This is a genomic window from Methylococcus mesophilus, assembly GCF_026247885.1.
GTDB lineage: Bacteria > Pseudomonadota > Gammaproteobacteria > Methylococcales > Methylococcaceae > Methylococcus > Methylococcus mesophilus.
Window position 1 is genome coordinate 1,036,857 of the sequence record NZ_CP110921.1, and the last position, 25,951, is coordinate 1,062,807.

The following is a 25,951-nucleotide window of genomic DNA, read 5'->3' on the forward strand; positions in this document are numbered from 1 at the left end:
CATTACTCCCTCTCCCTCTGGGAGAGGGCTGGGTGAGGGCGATCAATCAATGACATTGCTTTCTTAACGACTAATAAGGAAACCCCATGGCCATCGACGACATCTTCATCCAAGCCTTCCGCAGCCACCAGCAGAAAGGCGATTTGTTCCACCCACCAGGCCGCGAGGACAATGAGGTGTTCCAGGCCTCGACCATCGGCGCGCTGATGGAAGGCGTTTACGACGGCGATACCACCTACGGCGAACTGGCAGAGCACGGCGACTTCGGTCTGGGCACCTTCAACGCGCTGGACGGGGAGATGATCGCCCTCGGCGGACGGTTCTTCCAGATCAAATCGGACGGCAAGGCCTATCCCGTCCCGCCCACCGCCAAAACGCCGTTCGCCGTGGTGACCCTGTTCGACCCGACCGTCCAGATCGACTGGCCCGACCCGATCGACTGGAAGCAGTTCCAGGCCGCCGTCGACAAAGCCGCTCCCAGCAAAAACCTTTTCTACGCCATCCGGGTACGGGCGCGCTTCGACCACATCCGCGTCCGCACGGTACCGCGCCAGCACAAACCCTACCCGCCCCTGGTCGAAGTCGCCCGCCGCCAGCCCGAATTCGAATACGAAAATCTGGAAGGCACCCTGGTCGGCTTCCGTTTCCCCGACTACACCCAGGGCGTCAACGTCGCCGGCTACCACGTGCATTTCCTGGACAAGGCCGAAACCGTCGGCGGCCACGTCCTGGACTTCACGATGCGCGAGGCGGAAGTCGACATCGACGTCACTTCCCAGTTCCGGATGGAAGTCCCCGAGTGCGGGGCTTTTCTCGACGCGGACCTGGCGAAGGATCAGGACGAGGCCATACACGAGGCGGAGGGCTGAAGCGGGGCAGATAGCCGCTACCGCTTCCTCCGATAGCTCGCCGTCATGAATGGGTGCCAGTTTCCGTCAGCATCCAGTTTGTAGCATGTCGTCAGCCGATGGTCGCCCGCTCTGATCTCGATGACGTCCTTTTGCTTCACCATCCTCCCTCCGTTGGCACAGTCGGGGCCTTCGGTTTCGAGCGTCAACACCTTTCCTTCCCCATCCAGGCATCCGTCATAGAGCCAGAGGTGGGTCATCATCGAGCCCACCCAGGTTCCGACATACCGCTTCTTTTCCGGGTCATAGCCCAGCGTCATCAAAGTATTTGCCACGCCTCCGCCGGGCATTTCTCCGCTGCTTTCGCACACCACCCAATAGCCGCCCATGGAACGCACGGTCTCAGATCCCTTGAATTTTTCCTGCGATTTGCCTATGCCCAGGGACCACTGGTGCTCGCAACTCCAGTCGCCCACCAGGTTTTGCAGCCATCGGTGTTCGTCTCGCATTTGGCTATTCATTGATCTTCTCTCAAGTTTCCATATGTCGTCATAGTCGCCAGTGGCAACAGCCGGTTGCAGGCGATGTAATCGCCGCTCCTTCGGCAACTTTCCGCCATACCTCGATTTGATCTTCCCGTATCGGATTCGGACGTCTGTTCCATCACGGCTTCGGCGCAGATCAGGCAAAGATATTTCATCGGTCGCTCCTGGCCCATACGCTGCTACGCGGCCTTTTTCAATTTTCGACGGCGGTCCTAAGGCTGGCGAGACCAACCTCGAAGTCCTTGCCTATCATCTTGTCCATGCTGAAGAATACCGTCATGAGTTTCGATAGGAACGGCATGGGCCCGTGTATGGCCCAGGTTAACTCCGTGGCGGCATCACCTTCAGGCTCCAGCGAAAATTCAACGATGTTGTGAGCTTCGAATGGACGGGTGAAATCCAGTTTCATGACCACCCTGGAAGGCGGCTGAGATTCGGTGATTTCCATGCTGCCGGCGCCGATTTCGTTGTTGCCGTCCCAGGCATACCTCGCCCCGACGCCGGCGGCCGGGCCGCTGAACGTCCTTTTCATTTCCGGATCTTTCTTCTCGTAAGGCGACCAGTCCAGCCAGGCGTGCAGATCATCGATGAACGGGAATATCTTTTCGGGTGGCGCCTTGATGCGGATACTCCGCTGTACTTGAAACGTATCGGGTTTGGTCGATGCATAGATGAGCAGTGCAAGGAGCAAGACCACGAGCATAATGGCAGTGAACTTCAGCATGAGTGACTCCAGTCGATATCAAAATCAAAGGGTCGAGGCGTCCTGCGGCCGTTTTTCAAAACAGACGTCGAGTTCCCGGAACCGCTCTATTGCCTCGCCTGGAGCAAAGTCTTCCAGCTCAAACAACTGACGAACTTCAATTTCGCAAGCAGCGCCGTCAATCGTTGGATTGGGAAAGCGCCGCGTCCATTCGATCGCTTCTTCCCTCGATTCCGCCTGGATGAGGGTGTAGCCGGCGATCAGTTCCTTGGTTTCGGCAAACGGACCGTCGACCACCGAGCGCTTGTCGCCCTGGTACCGGATCCGCCAGCCTTTCGCGCTCGGTTGCAGGCCAGAGGCATCGACCAGCATTCCTGCTTTCTGCAGTTCCTCGTGGTAGCTCGCCATTTCGGCAAGGAGTTTTTCCGTGGGCATCACCCCCTCCTCGGAATCCTTCGTTGCTTTGACGATGATCATGAATCGCATCGCTCTTCTCCTCTCGACTACGCCGGTTCGCGGCATTCGACGAGGACCATCCAGCACACGCCGAAGCGGTCGATGACCATGCCGAACCGGGGGGAAAAGAAGGTTCTCGCCAGAGGCATCTGCACCTGACCGCCCTCGGCCAGAGCGGCGAACAGGCGATCGGCCTCGTTTTCGTCCGCCACCGTCAGGGTCAGTGCAAATCCCTGGAAGCTGGGCTGTCCGCCGCAACAGCCGTCGGATGCCAGAATGACGCTGTCACCGACGCGGAAGCTCGCGTGCATCACTTTGTCTTCGCCCCCCTCGGGAAGCTCGCATTGCGGCGGCTCCGGACTCTCCTTGAAACGCATGAGCATGATCATCTCGGCGCCCAGTGCCGACCGGTAGAATTCGAGCGCTTCGTCGCAGCGTCCGTTGAAAAACAGATAGGGCTGAATTTGCATGACGTTTTCCTCAGTAGGGTTAATTGATCCCGACAAAGTCGGGCCAGCCGGCAAGCTTCTCACCCAGGCTTCACGCAACAGTCGAACGAGGGACGCGACAATCGACACGGGCCGTGAATTTTTTTGTCACGGGGTCAAAGTCCTGACCGGCCGCACCTCGATGCTGCCGACCCGTGCCGGCGGAATCTTCGCGGCGAGTTGGATGGCTTCGTTCAGGTCCCTCGCCTCGATCAGGTAGAAACCCGCCAGTTGCTCCTTGGTCTCCGCGAACGGACCGTCGGTGACGGACAGCTTGCCGTTACGGATCCGGACGGTAGTCGCGGTGTGCACGGGCTGGAGGGCTTCGGCGGCGACGAGATGCCCGCTGCCTTGCAGCGACTGGCAATAAGCTTGACACTCGCCGTCATCCCAACCTTCCAGTTTCTTTTCCTCACTGTAGACCAAACACAGGTATTTCATGGTTTTCCCCTATTGGACGGTCACGGGTTCGGCATTCGCCAAATCCCAAATTCGACAGTCTTGGATAATGGAGGCAATATCTTTCCGCCTCCGGCATTCTAGCCGGCTCCACAATCATTCGGCGGTTTGATGACGGAGCCTACATGGACAAGTCGAAAGCGTTCTTGATGTGGTCAGCGACGCAAGCCGAGAGTCCATTGCCCCAGTCTCTTCACTGATCCATGCCGATCCCGAGTTCCAGCTTGAACGCCGTGCCGCCGCCATACCTTCCGCCATGCTGCGTCGTGCCATAGAGAGTGCCGTCCACATCCGCAATCAGGCCCAACGGGGCGACACCGTCCGAGGCCCCTTGGGGACAACCGACTGGAACCCCAGGACAGCCGTCGCCATAGGGAGCACCAAAGCTCCACAATACCGTCTTTGTCCAAGCCGTTTCACCGGGGCCAGGCGGGGTCAGCTTGAATGCCGTGCCCGCGTTGTCATGGGTTCCGCCATACATGGTCACGCCGTACAGGGCACCGTGCTGGTCGGCAATCAGACCGCCCCGTGGTAAACCGCCGTCGAACGAACCGCCGAAGCTCCACAGCACCGCGTGGGTCCAGTCGGTCTGACCGGGACCCGGCGGCGTCAGCTTGAACACCGCGCCCCAGCCCAGGATCCCGCCCATTCCGGTCGTCGTGTATAAAGCGCCGTCCTTGTCAGCGAGCAGAGGGGCCTGGGTGTCGAAACCATCGGGTTGGCCTAATACCCACAGCACCGTATGGGTCCAAGTCTCCTGGCCGGGAACCGGCGGTGCCAGGCTGAACACCGTTCCTAAGCCCATCCCATCGTTTTCGGTCACGCCGTACAACACGCCGTTGTCGTCCATGATCAGCCCATTCTGTGAATAGACACCGTCGGGAAACGTCCATAGCACCGTCTTGGTCCAGGCCTTTTTTCCTGGTCTCGGTGGCGCAAGCTTGAACACCGTGCCGGCACTACCCATGGTCGTGCCATACAGCGCGCCGTACTGGTCCGCGATCAAACGGCCAACTGGGCCGATCGGAGCGCCGCCGCCTCGGGATTTCCACAGGGTCCTCAGACTCCACGCCTTCTTTCCGGGCTTCGGCGGCATCAGCTTAAACACCGTGGGGTGACCCGAAATACTGCTCGTCGCACCGTAGAGGATTCCATTCTTATCGGAGACGAGTTCAGCATCCAAATAGCGACTGTAGACAGGGCCGCTGAAGTCCCAAAGCACCCTCTTGGTCCATGCCTTCCGGCTAGGCGCAGGCGGCGTCAGTTCGAACACGGTGCCGCCCTTGTGCACCCCACCACCGAAGGTCGTCCCGTAGAAGACACCCTTTTTGCCGGCAGTCAGCCCCGACTGGACACCAAATCCGCCTTTGAAATTCCACAATACGGTTTCCGAGGAACTTGCGCGTGCGCCGGTGGGACATGCAGCGCTAGCTGTGATACCCACCGCGAAATAAAAACATAGGGAATGCAGAACCTTAGTCCTTATGGTCAACGCCTTCTTGCCTTGACGTGGAACGGGAGCGCCGAGTGCGGTCTGAGCCCGCCATCCGCATCCCAAATCGTTCGCGGTTGGCGCCGCAGCCAGGATTCTTGCTTGCAGCGATTCGCAATAATCTTGGCACTCGCCGTCATCCCAACCTTCCAGTTTCTTTTCCTCGCTATAGACCAAACATAGATATTTCATGGTTTTCTCCGGTCGTTGCGGACATTGGGTAGTCGTAAGCGAAAGGCCGGATTCGACACTCTTCAAACGAAAAAAGGAAGGATTTTCGGATTCGGCAAATCCGTATCGCGCTCTTCTCGCGGCATAATGGCCGGCCATTCGATCACCGGGTACCCGAACGCCTCCATGACTGACCATCACTCCAGCCCGGCCAGCCGGCAGACACTCTACGTATTGGCAGCGATCGCTCTCGGCGTGATCGCCGGGGAAGCCCTCAATCTCACCGTCGGCAAAGGCGAGCTGCTGAGCGGAATCACGAGCGTGTTCGGCGCGATGACAGACGTCTTCATGCGGCTGATCAAGATGATCATTGCGCCGCTGGTATTCGCCACCCTGGTGACTGGCATGGCGAAGATGGGGGACGGCCGCACCGTGGGAAGGGTGGGCGGCAAGGCAATCCTGTGGTTTTTCTCGGCCTCGCTGGTAAGCCTCCTGATCGGCATGGCCCTAGTGAATCTGCTCGCGCCGGGCGAGGCGCTGCACCTGGAGCTGCCGGCGGCGGGCGCCGACACGGGCTTGCAGAAGCATGATCCTACGCTCGCTTCGTTCGTGGCGCATGTGGTTCCGAGGAGCCTGTTCGAAGCCATGGCGCAGAACGAAATCTTACAGATCGTGGTGTTCTCGATCTTCTTCGGCATCGCCTGCGCCCAGCTCGGCGAGCTGGCCCAGCCCACGGTGCGGCTGCTGGACTCCCTGGGCCATGTGATGTTGAAGGTCACCGGCTATGTGATGCAGTTCGCGCCGGTCGCGGTGTTCGCGGCGATGGCCTCGATGGTCGCCAAGAACGGTTTCGGCGTGCTGGGCTCCTACGGCATCTTCATCGGCGAGTTTTACCTCGGCCTGGCCGTGCTGTGGACGGTGCTCGGCGGCGTCGGCTTTGTGCTGCTGGGCCGGCGGATCGCCAGCCTGCTGCGGCATGTCCGCGAACCGGCGCTGATCGCCTTCGCCACGGCCACCAGCGAAGCGGCCTACCCCAAGTTGCTGCAGCAACTGGAACGCTTCGGCTGCCCCGAGCGCATCTGCGGCTTCGTGCTGCCGCTGGGCTATTCCTTCAACCTGGACGGCAGCATGATGTACATGACGTTCGCCGTGCTGTTCATCGCCCAGGCCTACGGCATCGCGATGGCACCGGCGGACCAGTTGCTGATGCTGCTGGTGCTGCTGTTTACCAGCAAGGGGATCGCGGGGGTGCCGAGGGCGTCCCTGATCGTCATCGCCGCCACCCTGGACATGTTCGACCTGCCGGCGGAAGGCTTGCTGCTGTTACTGGGGATCGACCAGGTGCTGGACATGGGACGCAGCGCGACCAACGTGTTCGGCAACAGCATAGCCGCGGCGGTGGTGAGCCGGTGGGAAAAGGCGCTGAAGTGAGGCTTCCCGCCTCTTCCCTCTCCGGTTTGGGCTAGTTCAGGTCATCGTCCTTGTAGTACTTGGCGCCGGAGATGCTGATGCCGACGATAGCGCCGGCTTCGCTGATCTGGTACATCGTCACGCCCGGCGACACGGTGACCCCGAGACGACCGCCCGCACCCTGGGTAGTTGTCTGCAGGGCGGCCTCGGTATTCCCGCCGAACTCCCAGCCCGAATTCACGAACTTGTCGAAGGCATCCCGCGTGTCGAACAGGAGCACGACGCGGAACTTCTGGGCTCCGAAGCCCAGGCCCGGCGAAAGCTCGAACATCTTCATGAAGGTCGCCTTCTGGGTCGCGTTGCTGATGGCGACACCTTCGCCGTGCGAGCCGCCGCCGAAGATGATCTTCAAGCCGAAGTCGCTGAACACCGCATAACCGGCCGACTTGCGGACGCGCGCCTTGGCCTCGGGATAACTCTGATAGAGCTGTGCCATAGTCTGGCTCGCCATCGAGCGGATTTCCGCCCGCTGCGACTCTTTTTCGGCGCGAGTCAGCGGCTGCGACGCGCAGCCGGACAAGAAGAGAACGAAAACAGCGAACAGCGCAAATGCTTTCGGGGTTCTAGTCATCTGGAGTCTTTCCTTCGCTGGGGTTGTAAAAAATGTAGTCAGACAAAACCTGCGGCATCAGTTTAATCCGAGCGTGCCCCGGTCAATACCTGCTAAATCTACCAAATTGCCTTGGCATAGAACGCCCGCACGGTTTCATCCTTGCTGAGCAAAGGCAAATCGAACAGCTTCGCCGTGGCGACGATCGTCCGGTCGGCCGGATCGCGATGCTCCCACTGGAGTTCGAGATTAGCCATCCAATGTTCAACGTCGACCGGAACGATCCGCAAGCCCTTCACGAGCTGGAGCCGGCGGACGTAATCGGCGAAGTCGATGCCGAGCTCGAGCTGGCCTCGCTTGACCTTGATGCCGATCTCCCAAAGGGAGACGGAGCTCACTATCGCACCGACCGAGGCGACGGCATCGCAATGCCGCTTGGCAGGCGCGGAAAGCCGTCCCGGATCCAGCGTCCACCATACCAGCACGTGGGTATCGAGAACGACCATCAGGTGATTCCCCATTCTTCAGTCGTGGACGCCAGTAAATCACCGTGATAGGCGATCTTACCCCGCACGTCGGCGAAAGCTTCGTCCACCGTCATTTCCCGATGGTAGGGAACGACTTTCAGCACCGGCTGGCCGTTGCTGGTAACGACCAGTTCCTCGCCGCTGGCTTCGATATCCCGAAAATATTCGAGCATGCGCGCCTTCAAGACACTCTTGGATACGACCTTCATCATCGAGCCCCGGATACGACCATAGTCATCACTATGATCATAATAGGGATAGGCGTCAAGGCACTTAAACTTGCCGCAAACTCTCCGCCGGCTCGATACGGAGCACGTCCGCCACGCCGATCAGCGAAGCGATGACGGCGAGCACTTCTGTCAACAGCGCCGCTATCGCCCCGTCGCGCAGCAGCAGGCGGCACACGAATTCGTCCCGGCCCAGGTCCATCCGAAAGGTCTGGTTGATCGCCTCCGCTGCCGCGAAATAGGCGGCAAACGACAGTGCGATTCCAGCCGCGGCGACGCCTGCGGCCTGGACGGCCGGGAAGCCGGCGAGCAGCCGGTTGCGTATGCCGACCAGGCGCAGCAGCGCCAGTTCGCGCCGCTTGCGTTCGACGTTGGCCCAGAGGCTGGCGCCCAGCGACAGCACGCAGCCGGCGACGCCGACCCCGGCGATCAGGCGGAACAGGAAACTCAGGGCATGGTCGATGTTCTTGACCAGTTCGATGTCTTTGCTGCGGGTGGAGACGTCGTAGCCTTGGGTGCGCAGCGACTCGGCCAGCCCCGGCACCGCTTCCAGACTACGCGCATAGAGCCGGAGCCGGGCGTAGCGGGACGAACCGGAGGTGGGAGACGTGCCGTCGGCAACGCCCAGCTCGGACACGGCGTAACCGTCGCGGTAACGTTCCAGGGCTTGCAAGAGGGGTAAAGATACGAACGCGCCCCAGCCGGAATAATGGGATTCGGCCAGCACGGCGCTCACTCGCAGCGGCAGCCTCAGCACCTGGCGCTGCTGGTGGAGATTGCGGTAGACGACGCCTTCCACCCGCATCCCGGCCGAAACGCCGAGTTTGCCTGCCGCCTCGCGGGTCAAAGCCAGCTCGCCCAGCCCTTGCGGAACTGCATCCTCGACGCCGAACAGCGGATCGCCGGTATCCGTAGGAATCAGGTCGACGTCCTGCAGGCCTATCCCATCGGCTGCGGCAAGGTCCAGGGTGGCGGCCAGGGTCCGGGTGCTGGGCACTGCAAAGCCGACTTGCGGATTCGAGCGGAGCCTTTCCAACCAATCTGGCTCCAAGGAGGCGTTCAGCCGCCAGACGATCTCGAGGTTGCGCGGATCGGATTTCAGCCGCACCGTGAGGGTGTCGACGATGCCGGACTTCAGGCCGAACAGCACCAGCAGGGGAGCCAGCACGGCGGCGATCGCCAGCGCCAGGCAGAGCGATACCCGCCATTCGTGGAATAGATCGCGGCCGGCGAGCCCGCCGACTAAACGCAGTTGGCGCAACGTCTCACGCATTGGCTGGCCATTCCAAGCGGCTGCGGCAACCGGCGGGGCCAGCTTCCGGCACGACCCGGACCTCCGGCAGTCCCAGCTTGCGCACCAGCGCCCAGTCGTGGGAAACAATCACGAGGGCGATGCCGAATTCCGCCGCCAATTCCAGCATCAGCCGGCAGACTTCCAGCGCCTGGGGCGGATCGAGCGCGGCGGTGGGTTCATCGGCCAGCACCAGGGCGGGCCGGTGGGCGAAGGCGCGGGCGATGGCGGCCCGCTGGCGCTCCCCGACCGAAAGGGCGCGGGGTTTCTTGGCTGCGAGGCGGGCGAGTCCCAGGCGAGCCAGCAACTCGCCGGTCAGCGCGTCCGGCCCCAATCCCAGCAGGCGGCGTGAGAGCTCGACGTTTTCCCGCAAGTTGAGGAAAGGAAGCAGGCCGCCGGTCTGCAGGACATAGCCCAGGTGCCTGGAGCGCAGGGTGGCGAGCCCGCCGTCTCCGCCGGACCGCCATAGCGCGGCCACGTCATGGTCGAGAAACCGGAACGCATCCGCCCGATCCGGGCGCAGCACCAGTCCGAGCAGGTCGAGCAGGGTGCTCTTGCCGGAGCCGCTGGGGCCGGTGACGGCCAGGCATTCGCCTTTGCGGAGGGACAAACCCTCGACCGCCAGCGTGAAAGCCCCCTCGCCTTCGCCCCGGCGCCGCTCGACGCAGGAAAGCTCCAGCAACGGCGTCACGGCAAGGCGCCGATCGGCACCGGGTAGACCGCTTCGCTGGGGTCGTTCGAGCCGTCCAGCATCACCCAGCGGTCGGCGTCGTCGTGGTAGATCTGGTAGTGCCGCAGCTTGCGGCGGAGGCCGTCGAGGAAGTCCTCCTGCTGCCGCTGGCTCCACTGCTCCCATTGATCGGAAGTCAGGTTCATCACCGCGCTCTTGTACGGCAAGCCTTCCAGGTATTCGCCGAGCAGGCCCAGTTCGGCCAGCTTGCGGGCCTTGGGGTCGGCCAGCTTGGCGGGATCGCGCACCAGATGCGCGGCCGAGGACCGCAGCAGGTCGAAGAAGGCGGCGGTGCCGGTGGTTTCCTGCGACTTCTCGCCCTGGTCGAGGATGAGCTTGACGGTCTGGCTGAGATTGCTCAGTTCGTTCTTGGTCAGCAGCACCCGCACTTCGGTGGCGGCCAGCTCAGGATGGGCGTAGTCGCGGTCGCACAGCCAGGCCTGGAACAGATCCGGCGCCTGCGTGCCCTTCTCCCGGCCGAGATAGGCGAGCTGCATGGCGTGGCCCAGCAGCAGGGCGTCGCTGGTGATCCGTTCGCTCTCGTCCTTCGGTTTGACGCTCGCCGCGGTGCGTGCACTGCCGGCCACCATCTGGCCTTGCGAGGCCCCTTCCACCAGCTTGGCCATGGTGTCGGCCAGCGAATCGACGATCTTCCCGAACCTGCCCACGTCGCCGGATTCGACGTCGTAATACAGCGGCCGGCCGGCAACCGGGTTCTGGGTCAGCGCCTTGTACTGGCCGGCGGCCTTGGCATGGTCGGCCTTGCCGGCGGGCGTCTTCAGGTGCAGTCCGAACAGGGCCACGCCGAGCTGTTCGGCCTCGATGCGGACCTGCTCCGCGCCGAGTCTGGTCTGGGACAGCGGGTCGTTGCCGTCGATGGCGCCGGCGTCGGTGATGAGAACCACGTAGCGCCCGCCGAATTCGCTCCATTTGATCTTTTGCAGCGCAGTCATCACGCCGGCGTAACTGTCCTCGTCGAACGCCGAGCTCGACACCTTGGCCGGGCTGAGGCTCGCGACCTTGGCGAGAAAGTCCTTGCCGGTCTTCACTTCGCCGGGGTCGGCGTAGACCTTGGAGACGTATTCCAGCCCCGGTACCGCCTGGGTGCTGGAACGGAAGGCGACCAGCCCGAACCGGACCTGATCGCCCAGCCCGGCTTTCTCGAGCTTGGCGTAGACCCGGCGCACGGCGTCTCGGGTGCGGTCGATGTACGGCCCCATGGAGATGGTCGAATCGATCACGAACACCACCGCGGCGCTGAAGCTGCGCAGCACGGAAGGCGCATCGTGGGCCTTGCGCTGGGCTTCCGCCGGCGAAGTTTCGCCGGACTTGGCGGTAACCGAGGCGACCTCCAGTACCCGCACATTGCGCGGCGAGGTGAGTTCCTCCGCCTGCATGATGGGCAGCAGGTAGAATTTCTTGGCCGGATCGACGTATTCCTGGGGTTCCATCGAAATCAGCCGAGGATCGGGCTTGCCGGATTCCACGGTCTTCAGGATGGACGCGGCCGCGGCGCCGGGATCGGCGGCCTTGAGCAACTCCAGCACGCTCTCCTTCTTCTCGAACAATGGCGCCCTGGAACGGTTGGCCGGATTGGTGAACGCCAGCGTCAGTTGCTGGTTCCACGGCACGCTCTGGGCGGCGTCCAGCCAGCCGTCGATCTTGCCGCGGGCATTGCCGCCGACCTGCAGCCATTCCTTGCCGTCCAGGGTTTCCCGCTCGTAGACGTAGTAGCGCGACAGCGCCGCCGCGGGCTTGCCGTCGGTCTTTCCCGGATTGGGCACGATGCGGGCGCCGGGGCGGGTCAGGACGCGCTGGTAGAGGGTTTTCTTGCCGGGCATCAGCAGAGGCTCGGCGGCAAAGGCCGGAGCCATGAACAGAACGGCGACGAAGCCGAATACCCTCAAGCGCAGTTTCATTTCGCCTTCTCCTCACATTCCTTCAACAGTGCCTCAGCGGCCGCATCGCCCGGCGCTTCCGCGACGGACTTGCGCAGCAATTCCAGGGCGTGCGACAGGAAGGCCGGGTCCTGGGTATTGCGGCAGTACAGCCGCCCCGCCCCGAGCCTGCCATCCTTGTCTCCGGTGCGGGCCGCCTCGTCGTACCAGTAAGCCGCGGTCTCCCAGTCGGCGTTCGCCGCAGGGCTGGTTTCGGCGGACCAGGTGTCCGGATCGTACATCCGGCCCAGTTGGATATAAGCCTTCGGCGCACCCAGCTCCGCGGCCTCCTGGAACAACTGGCGGGCGGCATCCGGCTGGTGTGCAGCCAGACTCTTCTGCGCCGCCGCCAGGCAATCCTCGGCGCTTAAGCCCGTGCAATGCTGGGGCGGTGAAATCGGCTGCACCTCGGCGTTCTGCTCCGTCTTCGGCGCGGCGGTTTGGCACTGCGGCCCCGGCAGCGCGGGGATGCGGCAGTCCCACCAAGCCCAAGCGCCCGCGCCGGCCAGCGCCAGGGCGAGGGCGAATCCGAGCCAGAGGCGGCGCGACGGACGGGGAACAGGCACCGGAACCGGCTCGGGCGGCGGCTCCAGCGCCGGAATGGGCTCGGATTCGGAAACCGGCGCAGGCTCCGGGACCGGTTCAGGCTCCGCTTGGGGCGCGGGAGCCGGCTTGGCTTCGAAATATGCGCCGGAACCGAGCAAAGGCCGCTGAATCCGCAGGACGCAAGGGTAGCGGGCGCCGTCCGCCGACAGGGTCAGGCGGAACACCACGCTGTGGGGCTGGCTGACGATGGGGTCGACGATTTCGGGGCCGACCGGGATTTGGCGGGGGATGGACTGGAGGGTCCCCTGGCCCATAGATAGCATATCGGCGCCATGCGGCTTGTCACCCTCATCCGGCCCTTCGGGCCACCTTTTGTTTTCGGGCCATCCTGCCCGAAACCCTTCGGGTGAGCGCTGCTCAACCAAAACCGCTCCCGGCGGTTTTGTCCCAGAGGGAGAAGGATGCGAAGATCGGGCTTCGGCTGCTATTTCCTGAACTGTGGAAAAAGAAGATACGTCCGCTCCCTTCTCCCTCTGGGAGAAGGGTTGGGGATGAGGGCCTGCAACCGCAGAATCAGGCCCAACCTCCGAATCCACCCCATGCCAGAATTCCTGAGCCTGCCAAGTCCCCCCCGGCCCCAGAAAAGGCGCCGAGCCCTGGTTACGCTCCAGGCAGAATTCCAGCCGGCCCGCGGTTTGCTCCAGCCCGCCGACGCGGATCAGCCCGTGGCCGGGGCCCATGCCCGGATCGTTGACCAGTTCGCATTTGATCGCCATCGCCGCCTCCCTCAATGGCCAGGCACGGCGCCCAGCGCCGCCAGGATTTCGCCCAGGCGCAGATTCTGCTCCGGCGTGATCTCGCGGCCGGCGCTGTGTCCGGCGTTGTCTATCGCGAGTTTGCGGAAGGCTTCCAGCCAGTCGACGATGAAGGCCGCGGGGTAATTCAGCTCTTCCGCGCTGAGCTGAGGCAAGGCAGCCGCCGCGATCGCCGCCGGCGGTTCGAACAGCCGGCGTCCACCTATCGGAGATTCCGGCCGGGCCGCAACCGACGTCTCGCCCAGTCCCAGCAGGTCGACGAATTCGCCGATGATTCGCCGCACCGCCATCACCTGCTGGTCGACGATCCCGATGCGGGTGGTCCCGCGCATCTCTTCCAGCGGACGCAAGGCCTCGACCAGCTTCCTTTCCAGCCTGTGGCGGTCGATGCCGGTGACGAGTTCGTCGCTCAGGATGCGGATGGCTTCCATGCTGAAAGCCAGATAGCGCAGCACGTCGGCGTTGTCCGGCAACGCCCGGAGCTGGCGGATCCAAGCCGAGACCGCGGCCTTGGCGAAATTCTCGGCGCGGCCGCTGCGTTCCGGCACCGGCGCCGCTTCCGCGGGTTTCGACACCGGCAGATTGATGAGGCCGCGGCGTGCCGGGGCGGGTTTGGCGGCATCGGCTTCGCCTTCTTTGTCCACGTCGTCCGCGGTGAGATACAGCCGCCGCAACTGTTCGGCGGCGGGATGCAGGCGGTAGAGCAGCTCGCCGAAGCCGTCCGGGGACTCGACCACTGCCTGGTAGAGCTGCTCGGCGCAGCGCTTTTTCTTTTCCACCTCGCCGGCGCCTTCGGCCAGGAAATACGGCAGCAGCCGGTGCTCGCCGATTTCCTGCTGGATCTTCACGACCTGCTCGCCGATCCGGTTCCATTTCGCCCCGAGCAGGCAGACGGTACACAGGTATTCGGCCAGCCGGGTCATGCCGCCGTCGTTGACGCTCAGCACCGCGTCCCAGGCCGCGCCGGCATCGCGGACATGGCGCTGCACCGCTTCGTTGCCCACGAAAAACTCGCGCTGCCCGGCCAGCCGTTGGCGCTCCTCCTCCGACAGAAAATCGGTTTCCACGCCTTCCGCATCGACCTTGAAAGCGCTGCGCAGCATGCCGGGCTTGCGCACCATGAAGACGTTGTCGAACGGCTTGCCCTCGGTCCAGTCGTTCAGCCAGTCGCACTGGGCGAAACGCTCCAGCAGGGTGATGTGGACCATGTTGGCCCATTCCTGCTGCTGCTGCACGGCGGTCTGGCCCGGCTTGGCTTCCAGCCGGCGGTCGAGCTGGGTGACCACCCAGACCAGCCCCGGCGGGCGGGCGCCGCGGTCGGCCGGCGTCTCGCCCTGAGTGCCGTGGACCCAGGCCGAGAGGGCCGGCGCCAGCGAAGTGACCTCGATCTGGCTGTCGCAGCGGGTGCACATCAGGAGCACGTTCATCTCCTGATCCTCGGTGTAGCGCTCGAACAGATAGGCGACCTTGGCCCGCAGCATGAGCTGCGCCACCGGGTCGGCGTCCTCGCGCTTGAGCTGCTTGCGCACCTCGTCCAGGTCGGCGATGTCCAGCCGGCCGCGGTAGCCGGGAAAGTCCAGCAAATCGACCTCTTCCAGCAGGCCGATCGCGGGGGCGTCGGCCAGCACGAAGCGCAGCTCCGCCGTCAGCGCCGCCAACACCGGGCGCGACACCGCCGCCTCGGCCAGGGTTTGGCCCTCGCGCTGGGGCAAGACCTTCAGGCTTTCGCCGCCGTCCTTGCCCAGCTTGTCCAGCACGTCCACGTTGAGGATGCTGTCCGGCCGCCAGGCCAGTTCGCCGCCGGTCTCGGACACCAGCGCGGCCAGCGGAACGAACACGGTACCGGCGTGCGACATCCGCGCCAGGGCCTCGGCCAGCAGGCGATAGGCGCGGGTCAGGTCGGGAATTTCGCCCCACAGCACCGACAGCAATTCCGCCCGGTGCTCGGTCCGCAGCCGAGGCGCGAGTTCGATCACCTTGGGCCAGTAGTCGGCGCGCAAGGGACCGAAGGATTTCTCGAAGCGGCGCTCGAAATAATCGATGAGGTCGATGACCTCGTCGCTGCTCAGGCCCCCGGTCGGCTCGGGCTGGCGCAAGGGTTCCAGCCGCCCCAGCAGGGCGCGGAGCTTGTCCGGATCGGTGTCGAAACTCACCCGCTCCCGGTCGAAGTCGTTGAAGAAGCTGTTGCCCAGGATCTTGGCGATGTCGCCTTCCGAGAACAGGGTCAGCTCGACCGGGAATCCCTGCGGCGCGGCGCTGGATTTGCGGGTGAAACGCGTCACCAGCCCCGTCGCCTCCTTGCCGCCGCCGGGCGGATTCAGATCGCCGATGAAATCGACCCGCTTGCCGTCCAGCAGCGTCTGCAGATCGCCCTCGGCGGAACGCGCCAGGGTGGAAATCAGATACGACTTGCCGGCCTGCGACATGCCGAAAACGCCGGCGGAGAAGGGGCGCTTGGCCGCCGCCCCCAGGCGCCGGCACAGGTTGCGCGAGCGCCTGAGCTTTTCGATCAGGCCGTCGCCCTCCCGGTCCAGCCGCTGGGCGTTGTTGCGCACCTCCGCCACCCAGTCCAGCGCCTCTCCCGCACCCCGGAAGATCGCGTCGCAGCGCTCGCTCAGTGACTTGTCGTCCCAGTTCGTCATGTGAATGCCCTTAACGGATGATGCTGCCCGTATCCAGCCAGTAGCTGCTCTCGCCGATGCCGACCGTGGTCAAAGTGTTGAGCTTGAGCACGATGTCGCGCGCCGGGTTGAGGGCGGTGCCCTGGCTGGTGACGGCGGAGGCCACGCTGAAGCTCTCGGGCCCCGCGCCCTTCTTGCGGTCCAGCTTGAGGGCGACCTGGATCACGGCGGGCGCGGTGCGGTCGGCGCTGGCGAGGAGCTGCTTGGCGCGTTCGCTCAGGTCCAGCACGTACAGCGGCGTCGCCGGCCAGCGCTCGGAGGCGAGCTGCCTGAACCCTAAAATCATCCGGGCGCGCATTTCGAACGGCTGCTCCGGAAGCTCGTAGTTCTCGTCGTCCAGATTGACGTCACGGTAATACACGTCGGCGTCCCGCAGCACGAGGTTCTGGTCGATCAGCCCCAGATGGCGGACGGTGGAGTACACCTTGTAGGCATGGGCCAGGAAGTTGAAGTTCGGGATGCGGCGGGCGCCGCCGACTTTGCAGATCATTGCGCCGACCACCGCGGTGGTCTTGGGGTCGCCGATCCGTCCGTCGCGGTGGAAGGGATACCAGACCCCGGCGCGGAACCCTGCCAGCGGGACGATTCGTTCGGGCGGCAGCGGCAGCAGGCGGCGGAACAGCGCCAGAATGCCCGGCATGCAGGAAGGCCGGCCGCTCAGTAAAAGGACGTCGCAGTGATAGAGGTGGACGATCTCGCACAGCGCCCGGATGGTCTTGCAGATCTCGAACTGGTCTTCCAGGAACAGCCGGTGCAGCCGGTGCAGATCGAAGGGAATCGCCACTTCGAGCAGGTCGAAGTCCCGGCTCCCCGCTCCGGTCGCCCGTTTCACCCCCAGCGCGAAATGCCGCACCACGTGTTCGGAAGGGCGGTCGTCCCCTGCCAGCAGCTCACCGATCTTCGGCGTGCGCGATTCGGACGGCAATGTCGGATCGAAGCGCTCGTAGGCATGCAACAGCTTCAGTCCCAGCGGATAGAACACCTCCAGGGCGAGTCGCTGACGCGAGGTACGATCCTGCACCGAGAGGGTCTCTGCACCGATGAGCTGCGACAGCAGCGGCGCGGGATCGGCCACGCCGAAATCCTGCAGCGCCGCTTCGATCGCCGGCACGATCATCTTCTGCACCGTCTCCAGCAGCAGATCGTCGCCAGCCACCTTGAAGCCGTCGCGAAAGCGCTGCTCCGGCAGGATGTAGACGTTGGCGCCCTGGCCATGGTCCAGCCGATAATCCGCCACCACCAGATCGCTGGTGCCGCCGCCGATGTCGATCGAGGCGACCGTGATCGCTTGGGCCACGCGGTCCGAACCGGCCCGTCGGAGGGAACGGAAGAAATCCTCGGGTCGTCCGCCGAAATGTTCGTGGATGCCGCTGAACAGGAATACCGCCTGCGCGCAGGTGGCCTCGTCCCATTCCGTGTGGACGGTCGGGAAGCGCGGCCAAGCGGTGGAGTTGCCGGCCGCGTCCACCGCGTCGATGCCGTCGTCCTCCGGCTGCCAGCCCAGCGCCTTCCATACCAGAGCCATGGCCTGGCGCAAACGCGCCGCGAAGATCTGCCGCTCCGGCTTGGGCATGGAGGGCGGCACGGTGATGATGATGGAGCGCAGATGCCTGGGCTTCTCCGGATCGCCCTGCTTGATCCGCTGGGCCGGGCTGTTGATCTGGCCGAGCGCATGGATGAGGATTTCGGCCAGGAAGAAGCACATCAAGGAGCTGCGCGAATATTTGGGCACGAACACCGGCATGCGCTCGGCCTCCGGCAGCTCGTGCAGGGCTTCGCCGCGTTCGTTGATCAGGTTGCTGAACGGCGCGCCGGTGGCGTGGGGTTCGATCTCCTCGCGGCTGTAGGCGACGTTGAAACGCCAGCCGGGTTCGTAGCGGTCTTCGTCCCAGAGGTAGCGCTTGGGGCTGGAAAGCCCGGTCGAGCCTTCGGTGCCGCGGCGGTGGTTGGCCAGCTGCGCCGCCTCTCGCCCCACCCGGACGATGGTCGGCCAGACGAAAGCGTCGTTGCGTCCGCTCTTGCAAGCCAGGTGCTCCTTGCCCAACAGGGCCTGGGCGAATTCCACCCGGCTCTCGAAGGGTTCGTGATAGACCTTGTGCGGCTCGGACAGGTCGCGGATAGTGAGTTCGTAGCGGTTCTTCAGGCCATCGTGCTGCTGCGGGTGCTCCTCGACCAGGATGCCGCAGGTCCTGGAGTTGCCGACGTCCAGCACCAGATCCACCGGGATCGGCGCGTAGACGTCGTCAGGCGCGTTGCTGCGGACCCGGACTTCCGGGACACCGGCCCGCGTGCCGATCAGGTGCAGGAAATTTAGATAATGGGCGTGATGGCTGAGCTGTTCAATCTCGCTGTCGACGTCTTCCGCCGGCAGCCGCAGCCTCGCCGCCGCCTCGTCGCGGAACACCTCCGCCAGCCATTGGTCCACCCAGGGCAGCTCCGGATACCAGCCCATCTCGTGCGCCCGGTGGGCGAGCTGGAAACTCGCGCCGGTCTGCACGTCGGCGCGGGTCGGCGCCAAATAGGCCGTAGCCTCGCGCGCCTCCAGCACCTGGGTGTCGAAAGCCAGCGTCAGGCGGTGGGTGTGGCCGCGCAGGTCCTCGCCTTCACCGAGCTTGACGATGCGGCCGCGGGCCCAGGTGGTGGGCCCCTGATCGAAGCGGCGCTGGGGACCGGCGCGCAGCATGGGCAGCGGCAGCCAGCAGCCGTCCAGCAGCTTGATGGACTCCTCCGTGCCGACGCTGAACTTGGGTTTGACCACCAGCACCGGATCGCCCGGATGCACGTGGCGCTCGCGCCGCTCGTCCCACTCCAGCCGCGCCAGCGAGCGCTGGCCGCTCTGCAAGGCGAACTCGCCGGGCGGCTCCCGGCGCAGATCCAGCGTCAGCCCGAAATCCATGAACTGGACCCCGCTGCGCATGATCAGCGTGGCGTTTTCGGCGAACTCCACCAACTCGCTCAGCATTCGGCTTCCCCGCTCGTTCCGCTATTTCTTGGTGATCCGGACATTGTAATCGGAGCCGTCCGGATTCTTGCCCTTGCACACGGCATGGCCTTGCGGGTCGGTGGCGCATTCCACCTTGGAGCGCTGTATGCTGCTGCCGTCGGGACAGCGGATGTCGCCGGCCTGGTCGATTACCAGCTTGGAACCGCTGAAGCTGGAGGTCACCGGCGCGGTGCATTCCATCTCCTTGCCGCCGACCGAGCGCTTCAGCCGGGCCATGCCTTCCTTGCCCTTGAAGTCGTATTCGAGCTGGACCGGATTGCCGGAGCTGTCCTGCAGACCGGTGACGGAATGCCACTGGCCGTTCAGGAAGTCTGTCGACCCTTGCCTGGCGGCCTCCTTGGGGATCGTCAGCGGCGCGCCGGAAGTCCTCGCGTTGCCGCCAGCCTTGGAAATGGCTTTTTCGGACGGAGCCTCAGCAGGCGGTTCGGTTTTCGCTGCAGATTTATCTTCGCCGGATTGGCCGCCTTCATCGGCCGGCTCGCCCTCGGCAGTTTGTCCTCCCCTACCGGGATCCGGTTGCGGCTTATCGTCGCCAGGCGATTCGGTCTCAGCCATGCCGGTGTCGGCAGACTCGGCCTCAGAGGCTGACGTGCTTTCGGCCGCGTCAGCCGCACTTCCCGGCGGCATGGCGGCTGACGTGTCCCAGTTCTCGGTATCGGTCGCACCTTCCGGGCTTTGACCCGCTTGCGTGGAGTCCACGACGGTCCGGGACCCCTCCACCGAGCGGTTCACGCTCACCGTATCCCGATCGTGGCGCTCGCTCCGGTCGATCCGCTCGCCGAAGGCGGCATCGTCACGGCGGCTCTTTTCCCCACTTTCCTCCTTTGCATCGGGACTGGGAGATACGTCGGGGATGACATCTCCATCCCTTTCCAGCGGAACCGGGCTCGGCGTAGGCCCTTGCCGGACGAACCCGGACAGACGGTCCGGCCCGCAACTCTTCAAGCCGAACAAGAGGAATCCCAGCAGAAGCAGCAGCGGCAACAATAGCCACAGCCAGCGCAACCAGCGCCGACGCTCAGGCATCGGTGGAATCCTACCCGGCCCCGCCTCGAAACGCGCCGCCGATGCCGAGATGCCGCTTACGTCGAGGCTGGCCAGCACGTCGCGCTCCGGCGGCGCGTCACGCTCGCCAAAGCCCCAGAACGTCATTACCGGCCGGCCTCCGACGAGATACACGTGATCCTCTCCCGGAATCCGCGTTGCCAGCGCCAGCAGCTTGCCGAAAACCTGCTGCTCGCTGTCCTCCGACGCCTGCAGCGCCCGGCTCTTTTCCAGCAGGCGCTCGCGCGCGGCCAAGAGGCTGGCCCTCGCCGGACCTCGTTCCTCCGGCATTGCCGAAGTCCAGGGCACCACATCCCCATCGAAGGCGGAATACCAGTCCAGGGCTTCTCCCTTTTCGTCCTGAACCGGTACGGCGAAGTAATCCGCCGCCTCCTGGCCGAGTTGCCGCCGAATCGCGGCCCGCAATTGCGAAGCAGCCCGATAGACCGGATTGCCGGTCGCACCCAGGGGCAAAAATTGCTTCAGGCTGCCGGATCTAAGCAGGACGCCAGCCATAGGGAACTCCTTGGAATCGTCGAAACTGGGGAAAGGTCGGACGGATCGGACACTCGGCCGGCAGCCGGACTCCGCCCCTGCCGCCCGATTGTAGCAAAGATGCTGATTGAGAACGGGAAACCATCCGAACACACGGCGCAGAGGGTATTCATTGCCGCTTTCTAAGCGTTAAGGAAAAAGTCATTCGTCACCTCGGGAGGGAGTGCCGAGGTCCAGGTTACATGGACGTATCGGCCTTGCCATCCCTGGCTTCTGGATTCCGGCACAAATCCGCCGAGAGCGGATTTTAGGCGGCACATCCCTATGCCGTCCCCTTCGGGCGACAGGCAGGTTGGCCTGCCGTGAATCCATGCCGGAATGACGGGCGATGCGACATTCATTTCTTTACGCTTAGTAAGCGGCAGAAGCCGGACAGCGCCCACGCCGGAGGACGGTTCAGCCGCAAAACGCCTGCGTGACGGCACCGGCCAGCCGGTCCGCGAGTTCGTGGACTTTGCCCTCGTCGGCTCCTTCGACCATTACCCGGATCAACGGCTCCGTCCCGGAGGGGCGCAGCAATACGCGTCCGGAGTCGCCCAGTTCCAATTCCACTTCGGCCTTCACCTTCTGAACCAGCGGCGCCGAATCCAGGCTGACCCTCTCCTTCAGCCGTACGTTGACCAGACGCTGGGGATATTTTTTCATTCCCTGCTTCAGTTCGTTCAGGGATTTGCCGGTCCGGGCGATTTCCGCCAGGACTTGCAGGGCGGAAACGATGCCGTCGCCCGTGGTCGTGCGGTCGCGGCAAATGATGTGTCCCGAACTTTCGCCACCCAGAATGCTGCCGTGCTCGAGCATCATTTCCATGACATAGCGGTCGCCGACAGCGGCCCGCCTGAACTCCAGGCCCAGGCGTCCGATGGCCTGCTCCAAGCCCAGATTGCTCATCAGGGTTCCGACCACGGAACCGGCCAACTCGCCGCTTGCGCTCCGGGCATTGGCGATGACGTAAAGCAGTTCGTCGCCGTCGACGACCTGTCCCTGGTGATCGACCATGATCAGGCGGTCGCCGTCGCCGTCCAACGCGATGCCCAGATCGGCTTTTTCCTTGAGCACCCTCTGCCGAAGGCTTTCAGGATCGGTGGCGCCGACGCGGTCGTTGATGTTGAGACCGTCCGGCGCCGCGCCGAGGGTGCTCACCGTGGCCCTGAGTTCCGAAAACACATCCGGGGCGACGTGATAGGTCGACCCGTGTGCGCAGTCCACCACGATCCTCATCCCCGAAAAATTGATGCCCAGGGGGATCGTGCTTTTGCAGAATTCGATGTAGCGCCCCGCCGCATCACCGATACGCGTCGCCTTGCCGATGTGCGAACACTCCACGGTGGTCATCGGCTTGCGCAGGTGGCCCTCGATCTCCAGTTCGATTTCGTCGGGCAGCTTCATGCCGTCCGGCCCGAAAAATTTGATGCCGTTGTCGTAATAAGGATTGTGGGAAGCGCTGATGACGACGCCCGCCTGGGCACGGAAGGTCCGAGTGAGATAAGCGACCGCCGGGGTCGGCATCGGACCCAGCAGCTGCGTATCTACACCGGCGGCGGAAAATCCGGCTTCGAGAGCCGACTCGAACATGTATCCGGAAATCCGCGTGTCCTTGCCTATCAAGACGCGCTGGCTCGGCCTGTCACGGGCGAAGACGCAACCCGCCGCCCAGCCGAGTTTGAGCATGAAATCCGGCGTGATCGGGTATTCGCCTACCTTGCCGCGAATGCCGTCGGTTCCAAAATACTCTTTCTTCACTGCTTCCTCCTCATATCTGCCGCCAAAAAAATAGCGAACTCGCAGACAACAGAAAACCCCTGGCAGACGCCAGCCTGCCAGGGGTTCGAAGGCCTGTGCGGCCCGAATGTTTAGTGCTGCTCCGCCGGCTTGCCGAAGGAACCCGACACCGACTCATCGCCTCCCTTTGAAGCGGACTCGCCGCTGCCGGGAGGAGTGGTGTCCTCCCAGCTCTGGGGTGCCCGCGGCGGCTTCCCTTCCATGATGTCGGCGATCTGCAGACGGTCAATGGTTTCGTATTTGATCAGCGCTTCGGCCATGAGATGCATCTTGTCCATGTTTTCCCGAAGGATGCGCTCGGAGCGTTCGTAGTTCCGGTCGATGATCGAGCGGATTTCCTCGTCGATCAGATGCGCCGTTTCTTCCGAAACGCTCTTGTGCTTGGTGACCGAACGGCCGAGGAAGACTTCGCCCTCCTCTTCGCTGTAGGCCAACGGCCCCAGCCGCTCAGACAGTCCCCACCGCGTCACCATGTTCCGCGCCAAGCTGGTCGCGCGCTCGATGTCGTTCTGAGCACCGGTGGTGACGCGCTCACGTCCGAACACGATCTCCTCGGCCAGCCGCCCGCCGAACAGGCTGGAAATCTGGCTCTCCAGTTTCTGCTTGCTGGCGCTGTAGGTGTCGCGCTCCGGCAGGAACATCGTAATGCCGAGGGCGCGGCCACGCGGCATAATGCTGACCTTGTAGACCGGATCATGCTCCGGCACCGACAGGCCGACGATGGCGTGGCCGGCTTCATGGTAGGCCGTGAGCTTCTTCTCCTCGTCGCTCATGACCATCGACTTGCGCTCGACGCCCATGAGGATCTTGTCCTTGGCCTTCTCGAAGTCCTCCATCTCCACGACCCGCTTGTTCTTGCGGGCCGCGAACAGGGCCGCCTCGTTGACCAGGTTGGCGAGATCGGCGCCGGAGAAACCGGGCGTACCGCGCGCCAGGTACTTGGCCTCGACGTCGTCGGCCAACGGCACCCGCTTCATGTGGACCTTGAGGATCTGCTCGCGCCCGCGGACGTCGGGCAAACCTACCACCACCTGACGGTCGAACCGGCCCGGCCGCAGCAGCGCGGGGTCGAGCACGTCGGGACGGTTGGTCGCGGCGATCACGATGATGCCCTCGGTGCCTTCGAATCCGTCCATTTCGACCAGCAACTGGTTCAGAGTCTGCTCGCGCTCGTCATGACCGCCGCCGAGCCCGGCACCGCGGTGGCGGCCGACCGCATCGATTTCGTCGATGAAGATGATGCAGGGCGCATGCTTCTTCGCCTGTTCGAACATGTCGCGCACGCGCGAGGCGCCCACGCCGACGAACATTTCCACGAAATCCGAACCCGAGATCGAGAAGAACGGCACCCTGGCTTCGCCGGCGATGGCGCGGGCCAGCAGGGTCTTGCCGGTACCCGGAGGGCCGACCATGAGCGCGCCGCGCGGAATCTTGCCGCCCAACTTCTGGAACTTGCTGGGATCCTTGAGGAAATCGACCATTTCGGAGACGTCCTCCTTGGCCTCGTCGGCACCGGCGACATCGGCGAAGGTCACCTTGACCTGGTCTTCCTCGATCAAACGCGCCTTGCTCTTGCCGAAGGACATCGCTCCCCGGCCGCCGGCACCTCCCTGCATCTGGCGCATGAAGAATATCCACACGGCCACCAGCAGCAGCATCGGGAACCAGGAGATGAATATCTGCATCAAGAGCGACTGCGACTCCGGCGGCTGAGCCTTGATCTCTACATGGTTCTTGAGCAGATCATCGACCAGGTGCGGGTCTTCCGGGTTGTAGGTCGAGAATTTCTCGCCCGTTCCCAGCATGCCGCGCACGTTCTGTCCGTCGATGGTCACCGATTTGACCTGCCCTTCATTCACGGCCGCAATGAACTGCGAATAGGACATGCTGGAATCGACCGATTTACGGGACCCGAAATTGTTGAAGACGGACATCAGCACGACGGCGATGACCACCCAAAGAAGGATGTTCTTTAACATATCGTTCACGACTCGAATCTCCGTAGTCGGATTGGGATGGGATGGAGAGCGGCTTTTATTATTTATGTCAGACCGATGACGACAATATTATCCACACATGCTGGCGACCGCCACGAAATTCCCCGTGACACAACGAAATCATCGACGCAACACGTCATAAATATGACACATGGGTGGCCAAAATCGTTCCCGAACCCGCCCCATCATCGACCCCCGCCGCGGTACCCCTTGCCGACGAGGTAGATTTCCGCGCTCCGGGCACGGGAGGCTTTCGGCTTCCTCATGGCTACGGACCCAAACGCCTTTCTGGCCAGCGCCACATATTCCTGGAACCCCTCACCCTGAAACAGCTTCACCGCGAAGCGTCCGTTCGGCGCCAGGACCCTGTCCGCGAGATCGAAGGCCAGTTCCGCCATGTACATGCTGCGCGGCTGGTCGACGTTGCGGTTCCCACTCATATTGGGGGCTATGTCCGACAATACCACATTCGCCGAACGCCCACCGATGGCTTCCAGCACCTCCTGGAACACCGCGTCGTCGAGGAAATCCCCTTGCACCACGGTAACTCCCGGCAAAGGCTCCATCGGCAGGATATCCAGGGCGAGAACCTTGCCTTTCGGACCCACCCGCTGCGCCGCATACTGCGACCAGCCTCCAGGTGCCGCGCCGAGATCGATTACCGTGGCGCCGGGCTCGAACAAACGGTCGCGCTCGTCCAACTCGGTCAGCTTGAATACCGCACGCGAGCGGTAGCCCTTTTCCTGCGCCAGGCGCACGTACTCGTCGGAGAAATGCTCCGCAAGCCAGCGGCCACTGCTTCGGCTACGCTTTGCCATGAGAAATTTCTTCAATCACGCTAGAATGACCGGCTTTTTCCCTCGAGAGTAACCTGTATGACCCCTGAACTCAGACGTCAGCTGCGCGCCAAGGCTCACAAACTGAAACCGGTCGTGATCACCGGCCAAGCCGGCATTACGCCCGGCGTGCTCGCTGAGATCAGCCTGGCACTGGATCATCACGAATTGATCAAGGTCCGGGTCAATGCGGGGGACCGTGAAACCAGGGCGGAGATGACGGCGTTGATCTGTGGGGAATCGGGTGCCGAACTGGTCCAGTCGCTCGGGCACGTGATCACGCTGTTCCGGAAATCGCCTGAGCGGGGTAAAAAAACCTAGATATATTTGACCGACACAATTTCATATTCGCGGGTACCGCCCGGCGCCTGCACCGTGGCCACGTCGCCTTCCTGTTTGCCGATCAGGGCACGGGCGATCGGCGAAGTCACCGAGATCCGGCCTTCCTTGATCTCTGCCTCGTCCTCCCCGACGATCTGATACGTCACCACATCGCCCGAAGCCAAGTCCTCGATCTCGGCAGTCGCACCGAAGACGATCTTGCCGCCGGGGTTCAGGCGGGTGACGTCGATGATCTGGGCGTTGGCGAGTTTGCCTTCGATCTCCTTGATCCGTCCCTCGATGAATCCCTGCTGTTCCCGCGCGGCATGATACTCGGCGTTTTCCTTCAGGTCGCCATGGGCACGCGCCTCGGCGATCGCCTCGATCACTCGGGGCCGCGCCACCGACTTCAGATGATTGAGTTCTTCACGCAGCTTTTCGGCGCCGCGCGTGGTCATGGGAGTCTTGTTCATCGCTAT

Annotated in this window: 23 protein-coding genes; 3 read left to right on the forward strand and 20 right to left on the reverse strand. The window is 63.5% G+C overall.

Annotated features, from left to right (window positions below; all coding sequences use genetic code 11):
• Positions 1 to 86: 86 nt before the first annotated feature.
• Complete coding sequence (gene budA / locus OOT43_RS04680) at positions 87 to 869, forward strand: acetolactate decarboxylase (RefSeq protein WP_266023582.1); 783 nt, start codon at positions 87 to 89, stop codon at positions 867 to 869.
• 17 nt (positions 870 to 886) lie between these two features.
• Here the strand turns inward: budA and OOT43_RS04685 are convergent, their stop codons facing one another.
• The 6 genes from OOT43_RS04685 to OOT43_RS04710 all read right to left on the reverse strand — a co-directional run bounded on the left by OOT43_RS04685 (position 887) and on the right by OOT43_RS04710 (position 5,183).
• A complete protein-coding gene (locus OOT43_RS04685; RefSeq protein ID WP_266023583.1) occupies positions 887 to 1,357 on the reverse strand; it encodes a DUF1579 domain-containing protein in 471 nt (156 codons plus the stop codon).
• A 229-nt stretch (positions 1,358 to 1,586) separates the two neighbouring features.
• Positions 1,587 to 2,117 carry an SRPBCC family protein gene (locus tag OOT43_RS04690; protein ID WP_266023584.1) on the reverse strand — a complete coding sequence of 177 codons (531 nt, stop codon included), beginning with the start codon at positions 2,115 to 2,117 and terminating at the stop codon, positions 1,587 to 1,589.
• Between the two features lie 24 nt (positions 2,118 to 2,141).
• Positions 2,142 to 2,582, reverse strand: a complete 441-nt coding sequence (locus OOT43_RS04695) for a YciI family protein (protein WP_266023585.1) — start codon at positions 2,580 to 2,582, stop codon at positions 2,142 to 2,144.
• 17 nt (positions 2,583 to 2,599) lie between these two features.
• On the reverse strand, positions 2,600 to 3,022 hold the full coding sequence (locus OOT43_RS04700; protein WP_266023586.1) for a VOC family protein: 423 nt from the start codon (positions 3,020 to 3,022) through the stop codon (positions 2,600 to 2,602).
• A gap of 126 nt (positions 3,023 to 3,148) precedes the next feature.
• Complete coding sequence (locus OOT43_RS04705; RefSeq protein ID WP_266023587.1) at positions 3,149 to 3,481, reverse strand: YciI family protein; 333 nt, start codon at positions 3,479 to 3,481, stop codon at positions 3,149 to 3,151.
• Between the two features lie 211 nt (positions 3,482 to 3,692).
• A complete protein-coding gene (locus OOT43_RS04710) occupies positions 3,693 to 5,183 on the reverse strand; it encodes a choice-of-anchor tandem repeat GloVer-containing protein (protein WP_266023588.1) in 1,491 nt (496 codons plus the stop codon).
• Between the two features lie 165 nt (positions 5,184 to 5,348).
• Between OOT43_RS04710 and OOT43_RS04715 the strand changes: the two genes are divergently transcribed.
• On the forward strand, positions 5,349 to 6,593 hold the full coding sequence (locus tag OOT43_RS04715) for a dicarboxylate/amino acid:cation symporter (protein WP_266023589.1): 1,245 nt from the start codon (positions 5,349 to 5,351) through the stop codon (positions 6,591 to 6,593).
• A gap of 31 nt (positions 6,594 to 6,624) precedes the next feature.
• Here the strand turns inward: OOT43_RS04715 and OOT43_RS04720 are convergent, their stop codons facing one another.
• The 13 genes from OOT43_RS04720 to rlmE all read right to left on the reverse strand — a co-directional run bounded on the left by OOT43_RS04720 (position 6,625) and on the right by rlmE (position 25,133).
• A complete protein-coding gene (locus OOT43_RS04720) occupies positions 6,625 to 7,203 on the reverse strand; it encodes a lipid-binding SYLF domain-containing protein (protein WP_266023590.1) in 579 nt (192 codons plus the stop codon).
• A 98-nt stretch (positions 7,204 to 7,301) separates the two neighbouring features.
• Positions 7,302 to 7,703, reverse strand: a complete 402-nt coding sequence (locus OOT43_RS04725) for a type II toxin-antitoxin system VapC family toxin (RefSeq protein WP_266023592.1) — start codon at positions 7,701 to 7,703, stop codon at positions 7,302 to 7,304.
• Entirely contained in the window at positions 7,688 to 7,882 is a 195-nt protein-coding gene (locus tag OOT43_RS04730; protein ID WP_266023593.1) for a type II toxin-antitoxin system Phd/YefM family antitoxin, read from the reverse strand. The genes OOT43_RS04725 and OOT43_RS04730 overlap by 16 nt, the downstream gene beginning before the upstream one ends.
• A gap of 100 nt (positions 7,883 to 7,982) precedes the next feature.
• Positions 7,983 to 9,209, reverse strand: coding sequence for an FtsX-like permease family protein (locus tag OOT43_RS04735; protein WP_266023594.1), 1,227 nt, complete (start codon positions 9,207 to 9,209; stop codon positions 7,983 to 7,985).
• Positions 9,202 to 9,918: an ABC transporter ATP-binding protein gene (locus OOT43_RS04740; RefSeq protein ID WP_266023595.1), complete on the reverse strand. Its 717-nt coding sequence runs from the start codon at positions 9,916 to 9,918 to the stop codon at positions 9,202 to 9,204. Before OOT43_RS04740 ends, OOT43_RS04735 begins: the two co-directional genes overlap by 8 nt.
• Entirely contained in the window at positions 9,915 to 11,876 is a 1,962-nt protein-coding gene (locus tag OOT43_RS04745) for a vWA domain-containing protein (protein WP_266023596.1), read from the reverse strand. The genes OOT43_RS04740 and OOT43_RS04745 overlap by 4 nt, the downstream gene beginning before the upstream one ends.
• Entirely contained in the window at positions 11,873 to 13,216 is a 1,344-nt protein-coding gene (locus OOT43_RS04750; protein ID WP_266023597.1) for a tetratricopeptide repeat protein, read from the reverse strand. The genes OOT43_RS04745 and OOT43_RS04750 overlap by 4 nt, the downstream gene beginning before the upstream one ends.
• An 11-nt stretch (positions 13,217 to 13,227) precedes the next feature.
• Complete coding sequence (locus OOT43_RS04755) at positions 13,228 to 15,897, reverse strand: putative virulence factor (protein WP_266023599.1); 2,670 nt, start codon at positions 15,895 to 15,897, stop codon at positions 13,228 to 13,230.
• A 10-nt stretch (positions 15,898 to 15,907) separates the two neighbouring features.
• On the reverse strand, positions 15,908 to 18,898 hold the full coding sequence (locus tag OOT43_RS04760; RefSeq protein ID WP_266023602.1) for a virulence factor SrfB: 2,991 nt from the start codon (positions 18,896 to 18,898) through the stop codon (positions 15,908 to 15,910).
• A 21-nt stretch (positions 18,899 to 18,919) separates the two neighbouring features.
• Positions 18,920 to 20,500 (reverse strand): SrfA family protein, encoded by a 1,581-nt coding sequence (locus OOT43_RS04765; RefSeq protein WP_266023604.1) that lies wholly within the window; start codon positions 20,498 to 20,500, stop codon positions 18,920 to 18,922.
• Positions 20,501 to 20,935: 435 nt separating this feature from the next.
• A complete protein-coding gene (gene glmM / locus OOT43_RS04770; RefSeq protein WP_266023606.1) occupies positions 20,936 to 22,279 on the reverse strand; it encodes a phosphoglucosamine mutase in 1,344 nt (447 codons plus the stop codon).
• Positions 22,280 to 22,389: 110 nt separating this feature from the next.
• Positions 22,390 to 24,297 carry an ATP-dependent zinc metalloprotease FtsH gene (ftsH, locus tag OOT43_RS04775; RefSeq protein WP_266024833.1) on the reverse strand — a complete coding sequence of 636 codons (1,908 nt, stop codon included), beginning with the start codon at positions 24,295 to 24,297 and terminating at the stop codon, positions 22,390 to 22,392.
• Positions 24,298 to 24,500: 203 nt separating this feature from the next.
• A complete protein-coding gene (gene rlmE, locus OOT43_RS04780) occupies positions 24,501 to 25,133 on the reverse strand; it encodes a 23S rRNA (uridine(2552)-2'-O)-methyltransferase RlmE (protein ID WP_266023608.1) in 633 nt (210 codons plus the stop codon).
• Between the two features lie 57 nt (positions 25,134 to 25,190).
• Between rlmE and yhbY the strand changes: the two genes are divergently transcribed.
• Positions 25,191 to 25,472, forward strand: coding sequence for a ribosome assembly RNA-binding protein YhbY (gene yhbY, locus OOT43_RS04785; protein WP_266023610.1), 282 nt, complete (start codon positions 25,191 to 25,193; stop codon positions 25,470 to 25,472).
• Here the strand turns inward: yhbY and greA are convergent.
• A complete protein-coding gene (gene greA, locus OOT43_RS04790) occupies positions 25,469 to 25,945 on the reverse strand; it encodes a transcription elongation factor GreA (RefSeq protein WP_266023611.1) in 477 nt (158 codons plus the stop codon). The two genes, yhbY and greA, sit on opposite strands and share 4 nt — an antisense overlap.
• Between the last annotated feature and the right edge of the window lie 6 nt (positions 25,946 to 25,951).